Genomic DNA, 6,553 nt, shown 5'->3' on the forward strand with positions numbered 1-6,553 from the left:
GCGCCCGGCCCGCCCGCCGCTCCCCCCGCCACCGGGCCCACCGGCCGGGCCGTCCCGCCGCGCCGGGCGCTGCTGGCCGGAGCGGCCGGGAACTTCGTCGAGTGGTACGAGTTCGGCGTGTACGGCTGCTTCGCCACCGTCATCGCTGACCGCTTCTTCACCCCGGGCACGGCGGGCACGGACCCGGCCGCCCCGCTCCTGGCCGCCTACGCCTCCTTCGCCGTGGCCTTCTTCTTCCGGCCCGCCGGGGCCTTCCTCTTCGGCCGCCTCGCCGACCGGGCCGGGCGCCGCCCCGCGCTGGTCCTCGTGATCGCCCTGATGACCCTCGCCACCACCCTGATCGGTCTGCTCCCCGACCGGGCGACGGCGGGCGCCGTCGCCCCCTGGCTGCTCGTCCTGCTGCGCGCGGTACAAGGCCTGTGCGCCGGCGGGGAGTTCGGCGGCGCGGTGGCCCTGATGACCGAGCACGCGCCCCCGGGCAGGCGCGGCCGGTACGGGGCCTGGCAGTCCTTCACCGTCGCCCTCGGCCTGCTCGCCGGAGCCGCGGCCACCGCCCTGACGGCCTCGCTGCTCCCCCCGGCTGCCCTGTCCGGGTGGGGCTGGCGGATCCCGTTCCTGCTGGCCCTCCCGCTCGGCCTGACCGCCCTCGCCCTGCGCACCGCCCTCCCCGAACCCCGCACCCCCGCCGCCGAACCCGTACGCGCACGGGAACCCGTACGTACTCGGGAACCCGTACCCGCCCCGGAACCCGTACCCGCCCCGGAACCCGTACCCGCCCCGGACCCCGCACCCGCCCCGGGCATCGGCACGGCGCGGGCCGTGGTGCTCGGCGTCGGGCGGATCATGGGCTGGTCGGCGGCCGGGTACACCTTCCTCGTCGTCCTCCCGTCCTACCTCCAGTCCACCCTCGGCGCGTCCTTCCGGGAGGCACTGATCGCCACCACCCTCGCCAACCTCGGCTTCGCCGCCTCGATCCTCCCCGCCGGCCGGCTCAGCGACCGCGTCGGCCGCCGCCCCGTCATGCTCGGCGGCGCCCTCGCCGTGGCCCTGTGCGCGCTCCCGCTCCTGCACCTCCTGCGGGACCCGGCCGCCGCCGCGCCCGCCAAGGCGGCCGCCCTGCTCGCCGCGGGCGCCACGGTCGGGCTGCTCGCCGGCCCCGGCCCCGCCATGCTCGCCGAGATGTTCCCCTCCGCCGTGCGCTGCACCGGGCTCGGACTCGCCCACGCCCTCGCCAACGCCGTCTTCTCCGGCTGCGCGGGCCTGATCGTCACCGCTCTGACCGCCGCCACGGGCGACCCCGACGTCCCGGCCTACTACGCCGGCGGCCTCTGCGCCCTCAGCGCCCTCGCCCTGGCCGGCCTGCGCGGCGACGACCACCGGGGACCGCTGCGGTGAGGGTCGTCGGCCTGATGTCCGGCACCTCGTGCGACGCCGTCGACGCCGCCGCCGCAGACATCGCCCTCGACGCGGGCGGCACCCTGCGCCTGGTCCCGCTCGGCATGGTCAGCGCCCCCTACGAGGACACCCTGCGGGCCGCCCTCGCCGCCGCCCTGCCGCCCGCCCCCACCACCCTGGCCGACGTGTGCCGCCTCGACACCCGCATCGGACAGGCCTTCGCCGCGCTGGCCGTCCGCGCCGACCGCGAACTGTGCGCCGGACGCGCCGAGCTGATGGCCTCGCACGGGCAGACCGTCTTCCACTGGGCGGACGCCGGCCGGGTGCACGGCACCCTGCAGATCGGCAGCCCGGCCTGGATCGCCGAGGCCACCGGCTGCCCCGTCGTCAGCGACTTCCGGCCCCGCGACGTCGCCGCCGGCGGCCAGGGCGCCCCGCTGGTCGCCCTCGTCGACCTGATGCTGCTGCGCGGCCGTCCCGGCGTCCCCGCCGCCCTGAACATCGGCGGGATCGCCAACCTCACCGTCCTCCCGCCGGCCGGCCCGCCCGTGGCCTTCGACACCGGCCCCGGCAACGCCCTCCTCGACGCCGCCGTACGCGAACTCACCGCCGGGCGGCTCGACCACGACGCGGACGGCGCCCTCGCCGCCGCCGGCCGGGTCCACGCGCCCCTGCTGCGCCGGCTCCTCGACGAGCCGTACTACCGGCTGCCCGCCCCCAAGACCACCGGCAAGGAGCTCTTCCACCCCGGCCACCTGCGCGCCGCCCTGGCCCCCTGCCCCGGCCTCCCGCCGCAGGACGTCCTCGCCACCCTCACCCGGCTCACCGCCCGGACCGTCGCCGACGCCCTGCGGCCCCTGGGCGCCACCGAGGTCATCGCCTCCGGCGGCGGCACCCGCAACCCCGCCCTGATGGCGGCCCTGCGCGCGGAACTGCCCCCGGGCACCGCCCTGCTCACCTCGGACGCGCTCGGTCTGCCCGCCGCCGCGAAGGAGGCGTACGCCTTCGCCGTCCTCGGCTTCCTCACCGTCCACGGCCTCCCCGGCAACGCACCCGACTGCACCGGGGCCCGCGGCCCTCGCGTCCTCGGGTCCCTGACCCCCGGCCGCCGCCCCCTGACGCTCCCGCCCGCAGCCACCCGCCCGCCGGGCGCACTCACCATCGGGGACCGGCGCGCGAGCGGCGGCCGTGCCGTCAGCGCCGCGGCGGGGTCGGCAGCGTCATGCCGTCCTGCTGCAGGAGGGTGAGCAGCACCAGCGCGTCCGTCCAGCCCAGCGGCACCACGGCCTTCGGCAGGCCCTGCTCGTCCACCGTCTCGGGCAGCTCGCCGAGCAGGTTGCGCCGCGACAGCACCCAGTCCAGCACCGCGCCGCCCTTGTCCCGCCGGCCCGTGGTCGACCAGGCCAGCGCGAAGAAGGACGTGCTCGCCGTCCAGGAGACGTTCCCCCACGGCGCGTCGGGGTCGTTCCCCGGGACCAGACCGCCGTTGGGGCGCAGCAGGGCCCGGTAGGTGTCGTCGAGGGCGGCGGGCAGAGCGGCGGGAGCGGTGTTGAAGGGTGGAGCCATGAACGCGGCGGCGCTGTCGCGGCCGTGGAGCCCGTCGACGGTGCGCGGGTAGCCGAGCGGCGCGAACCGCTTCGCGATCCCCGCCTCCAGCCGCCCCGCGGCCTGAGCCCACCGCCGCGCGTCCTCCTCCCGACCGAGGCCGGCCGCCAGGTCGGCCGCGGCGTTCAGCCCCGCCAGCAGGGGAGCGGCCGTACCGATGTTGGCGGTGTCGGTGGGCAGTTCCCAGTAGTCGGGGGAGGCCGGCGGCAGCCCCTCCGCGTCCAGGGACCCGGACGTGTGGTCGGCGGCCCTGGAGATCGCCGGGTAGAGCGCGCGCAGCCGCTCGTCGCGGTCCGCCGCCGGTGCCGCCCGGTACCACTGCCAGGTGGCCCAGGGCACCCAGCCGTTGGCGTCGAGCTGCCAGGTCCGGGTGTCGGGCGGCCCGGAGCCGTCCAGGCGGGTGCGGGCCTCCCAGGTGCCGTCCGCCCGCTGCGTGGCCGCGTTGTACCGCAGGATCCGGTACGCCTCCTCGTCATGGCCGGTGTGCGCGAAGGCGGCCGCGGCGAAGGCCGAGTCACGCGGCCAGGAGAAGTCCCAGAAGGGCGACCAGGCCGCCGCGAAGGCCCCGTTGGGACGCAGCAGCGCCCGCATCGACAGCAGCGCCCGCTCCGCGCCCGCCCGCCGCGCGCCGGCCGAACCCGGGACCACGCCGGAGGCCAGCCAGCGCCGGGACTCGGCGATCTGGGCCAGGGCGCCCGGGTCGTCCGCCGCCACGACGCGCGACGTCGCCGCACCCGACGGGAGGTAGCGCCACCGGCCCGACGGCAGCGCCAGCACGTTGCTGCCCTCCACGTAGTGGGCGCCGACCGCGAAGGCCGGGTCGACGGCCTCCACCGCCTTTCCGTCGGTGAGCAGCCCGGCGGTCCGCGCGCGTCGCATCGTGTCCGGTACGAAGCAGGCCTCGGTCTCCCCGCACCGCTCGCCGCCCTCGGGGTTCACGTAGAACGCGAGTCGCCCCCCGTCCTCCTGCCAGCCGCCCAGCTCCTCGTCGTACCGCGAGGCGGCCGGAGCGCCCGGCGACTCCGCGCGGGTGCCGTGCCAGACGACCGGCCGCCCCCCGGCCGTGGCGGCCTGAGCGAAGAGGTAGTACGTGGCGCCCGGCCGCAGCACGGCCTCCAGCGGGACCTCCACCCAGCCGGCGCCCGGTCCGCCCAGCCCCGCGAGGTCGACCCGGGCGGACGCCACCGCGGAGGCGGGGTCGTCGCGGACGCCGCGGACCTGTACGTCCACCGTCCCCGTCCCGGCACGGCTGCTCAGGTACAGGCTCACCCGCGTCAGCCGGGAGCCGTCGGAGACGAACTCCTGGGCCCCCGCGTGCCCCGTCGTCCCGGACCCCTCGATCCCGTACAGGGCCACGTCGTGAGCCGGTTGCCCGTCGAAGGAGAGGGGCCCGCCCGTGGCGGGCCGCCCGTACGCGGCGGGCGACAGGGTCGCCAGCAGGGCGGTGGCCACCAGAACGGACCGGATACGCATCACGCATGGCCTCCACAGTGATGAAGCGTCATGAAGCAGGTCGCGTCGCGCACTCGGCGCGCCGTTCAGTCAATATGACCCGGCCGGGGCGCCACGGCGTGGACGCTACCGCTCCTGCCGCGCAGGACACCCGCACTGTCGCCCGAACGGCCCAACGGTCCGCGGCCCGGACCCCGTACCCGGTCCGCCCGGCCCGCATTCCGCGGCTCCAGCGGAACAGGTCGGTGGCCCCACGGCCGCACGAGCGCGGCACAACCGTGATCGAACAAGCTTCCCGCGTCCACAACCGCGTACCCACGCGGCCGGCCGCGCGGCCGCGAGCCGCCGGGCAACCACCCACGGGGGAACAGTGATCACTCGACGGACCGCACTCAGGGCAGGCGTGGCCGCCACCAGCATCGTCGGCACGGGCGGGATGCTGCTGCCGGTCGTGAACGCGGTCGCCACCGAGCCCCCCGCCCCCGCGGCCGAGCTCGACGCCGCGGGCATAGCCAAGTTCACCCGGAGCATGCCGCTCGCCCCCGTCCTCCAGCCGTACCTGACGACGAGCACCACCAGCTACTACCGGATGAACCTGAAGGAGGCTTCGAAGGAGATCGTGCCCGGCCTGACCACCCGGCTGCGCACCTTCAACGGATCCTTCCCCGGCCCCGTCATCAAGGCCGAGTCCGGCCGCCGGGTCGTGGTCCGCCAGACCAACTCCCTCTCCGTCCCCACCTCGATCCACCTGCACGGGGCCCACGTGCCGCAGGACAGCGACGGCTCGCCGATGGACCTGATCGAGCCGGACGGCGGCACCAAGACGTACACGTACCCCAACACACAGCCGCACGCGAACCTGTGGTTCCACGACCACGCCCACCACATGGAGTCGGAGAACGTCTTCCGGGGCATGACGGGCACCTACGTCCTCACCGACGACATCGAGCGCCGCCTGCGCCTGCCCTCCGGCGCCTACGACGTCCCGGTCTCACTGCGCGACGCCCGCTTCGCGCAGAACGGCGAACTCATCTACGAGATGGGCGACTTCAAGCACCGCAACGTCATCCTCGCCAACGGCAGGGCCTGGCCGTACTTCGAGGTCGCGGCCCGCAAGTACCGCTTCCGCCTCACCAACACGGCCAACCAGCGGTTCTTCGCCCTCCGCCTCGCCGACGGCTCCGAGATCGTCCAGATCGGCACGGACGGCGGCCTGCTCCCCGCCCCGCACCGCACCGACACCGTCGCGATCAGTCCGGGCGAGCGCGCCGACGTCGTCATCGACTTCTCCCGCTACCCGGTCGGGACCACCATCGAACTGGTCAACAAGGACGTCGCCCCCTTCGAATCGGCCGACGTGGTCGGCAAGGTGATCCAGTTCCGGGTCACCCGCACCGCGCGGGACGACAGCGTCGTCCCGGACACCCTGCGCACCCTCCCGCCGCTGCCCGCCGCGAGCGTCAACCGCAGCTTCGACATGAAGATGGACGAGACCGGCAGCCCCGGCAGCCAGGCGTACATCAACGGCAAGACGTACGACATGGACCGGATCGACACCGAGATCGCCTACGGTGCCACCGAGATCTGGACCGTGAAGAACTCCAACCAGTTCGCCCCGCACAACTTCCACATGCACCTCGTGCAGTTCAGGGTGCTGGAGCGGAACGGGCAGCCGGTCACCGCCGGCTCCGAGACGGGCCTGAAGGACACCGTCCCGCTCAAGCCGGGCGAAACGGTGAAGCTCCAGGCCACCTTCACCGGCTACCGTGGCACCTACGTCTACCACTGCCACCTGTTCGACCACGGGGCCATGGGCATGATGGCGAACATGCGCATCTCCTGACGCACCACGGGCCCCTCGCCCCGGCGGACGTACGGCCCGCCGGGGCGAGGCCGTTGCCGGACCCGGTCTTGATCGTTTGGCTGCCTGGCGGGCAGTCGGACGGACGACGGACACGGGACGGGTGGTCGGGGTGCGGGTGGCGCGCAGGACGGTTCTACGGGCGGGCTCGGCGGGAGCGCTGGCGGCGCTGGTCGGCCGCCCGCCGGCCACCGGCCCGGTCGGCCCCGACCCCACCGGCGCGGACACGGCCCCCGCGGG

General features: G+C 75.6%; 4 protein-coding genes. 3 read left to right on the forward strand and 1 reads right to left on the reverse strand.

Annotated elements, in window-relative coordinates:
• Both ACEPPI_RS39365 and ACEPPI_RS39370 read left to right on the forward strand, forming a co-directional pair.
• Positions 1 to 1,395, forward strand: a 1,395-nt coding sequence (locus ACEPPI_RS39365; protein ID WP_373920058.1) for an MFS transporter, incomplete at its 5' end; no start/stop codon positions are given.
• On the forward strand, positions 1,392 to 2,642 hold the full coding sequence (locus ACEPPI_RS39370; protein ID WP_373920059.1) for an anhydro-N-acetylmuramic acid kinase: 1,251 nt from the start codon (positions 1,392 to 1,394) through the stop codon (positions 2,640 to 2,642). The genes ACEPPI_RS39365 and ACEPPI_RS39370, both read left to right, overlap by 4 nt.
• On the opposite strand, the gene ACEPPI_RS39375 is transcribed toward ACEPPI_RS39370, so the two are convergent.
• Positions 2,590 to 4,473, reverse strand: a complete 1,884-nt coding sequence (locus tag ACEPPI_RS39375; protein WP_373920060.1) for a hypothetical protein — start codon at positions 4,471 to 4,473, stop codon at positions 2,590 to 2,592. The two genes, ACEPPI_RS39370 and ACEPPI_RS39375, sit on opposite strands and share 53 nt — an antisense overlap.
• Before the next feature lie 349 nt (positions 4,474 to 4,822).
• Here ACEPPI_RS39375 and ACEPPI_RS39380 point away from each other — a divergent pair, with 349 nt between their 5' ends.
• Positions 4,823 to 6,295 (forward strand): multicopper oxidase family protein, encoded by a 1,473-nt coding sequence (locus ACEPPI_RS39380; RefSeq protein ID WP_373920061.1) that lies wholly within the window; start codon positions 4,823 to 4,825, stop codon positions 6,293 to 6,295.
• Positions 6,296 to 6,553 lie beyond the last annotated feature (258 nt).

This window comes from Streptomyces sp. AB3(2024) (assembly GCF_041862025.1).
Taxonomy (GTDB): Bacteria; Actinomycetota; Actinomycetes; order Streptomycetales; family Streptomycetaceae; genus Streptomyces.